Annotated in this window: 1 protein-coding gene; it reads left to right on the plus strand. The window is 69.6% G+C overall.

What is annotated here, in order from left to right; translation table 11 throughout:
- Positions 1–193 precede the first annotated feature (193 nt).
- On the plus strand, positions 194–1,240 hold the full coding sequence (locus DQ239_RS20005) for an IS30 family transposase (RefSeq protein WP_113836175.1): 1,047 nt from the start codon (positions 194–196) through the stop codon (positions 1,238–1,240).
- Positions 1,241–1,248: the final 8 nt, after the last annotated feature.

Consider the following 1,248-nt stretch of genomic DNA (forward strand, 5'->3'; position numbering starts at 1 on the left):
ACCCGGCTTCAAGGGGTCGTTGCAACGCCCTGACTGACCTGGAGGTCGGGCGATGACGGCGACGGTGGAGCTGCAGCATCTGCGGCGGGCGTTCTGGCGGGGCGTGCGCGAGGGCCTGCCGACGGTCGCCGCGGCGAAGCTGGCCGGGGTGGGGAGCTCGCACGGTTTCCGCTGGTTCCGTGAGGCTGGCGGGGTGCCCCCGTTAAGCCTGGCCGAGCCGGTCGGCCGCTACCTGTCGTTCTCCGAACGCGAAGAGATCTCCCGGGGCCTGGCCGGCGGTGAGAACCAGACGGTGATCGCCGCCCGGCTGGGGCGGGACAAGTCGGTGATCAGCCGGGAGATCGCCCGTAACAGCCGCCCCGACGGCCAGTACCGGGCCGTTGCCGCCCAGCTGATGGCCCAAGCGCGGGCGCGCCGACCCAAACCGCGCAAGCTAGAGAACCCGCAGCTCAACACGCGCGTTCAACAAGACCTCGAGGACAAGTGGTCCCCGGAGGAGATCGCTGCCCGGCTCAAGGTCGACTTCCCCGACGATGAGTCGATGCGGGCATCCCACGAGACGATCTACCGGTCGCTGTTCATCCAGGGCAAGGGCTCGCTGCGCAAGGAGCTGACCGTCTGCCTGCGCACCGGCCGGGCGCTACGCCGCCCCCGCAAGCGGGTCGACGGTCGCGCCGATCCCGACCGCCGCATCCCCGACAAGATCATGATCTCCGAGCGGCCGGCCGAGGCCGACGACCGCGCCGTACCCGGGCACTGGGAGGGCGACCTCATCCTGGGCAAGAACAACCGCTCCGCCGTAGGCACTCTGGTCGAACGCACCACCCGGTTCGTCATCCTGCTGCACCTGCCCGGCCCGCACGACGCGGTCGCCTTCCACGACGCCGTCGTCACCGCGATGACCGCGCTACCCGCGCAGCTGCGCCGCTCGCTGGCCTGGGACCAGGGACTGGAGATGCGCAACCACAAGCAGATCAGCATCGCCGCCGACCTGCCCATCTACTTCTGCGACCCGCGCTCGCCCTGGCAGCGCGGCACGAACGAAAACACCAACGGCCTGCTCCGCCAGTACCTGCCCAAGGGCACCGACCTGTCGACCCACACCCCCGCCGACCTCGCCGAGATCGCCCGCTCCCTGAACGGGCGACCCCGCAAGACCCTCAACTGGCTCAAGCCCGTCGAAGTCATCGGCCCTCTACTGTCAGGCGATCAACCAGCGGGTGTTGCATCCGCTCCTTGAATCCACCT

It is taken from the genome of Blastococcus sp. TF02-09 (assembly GCF_003319105.1).
GTDB lineage: Bacteria > Actinomycetota > Actinomycetes > Mycobacteriales > Geodermatophilaceae > Blastococcus.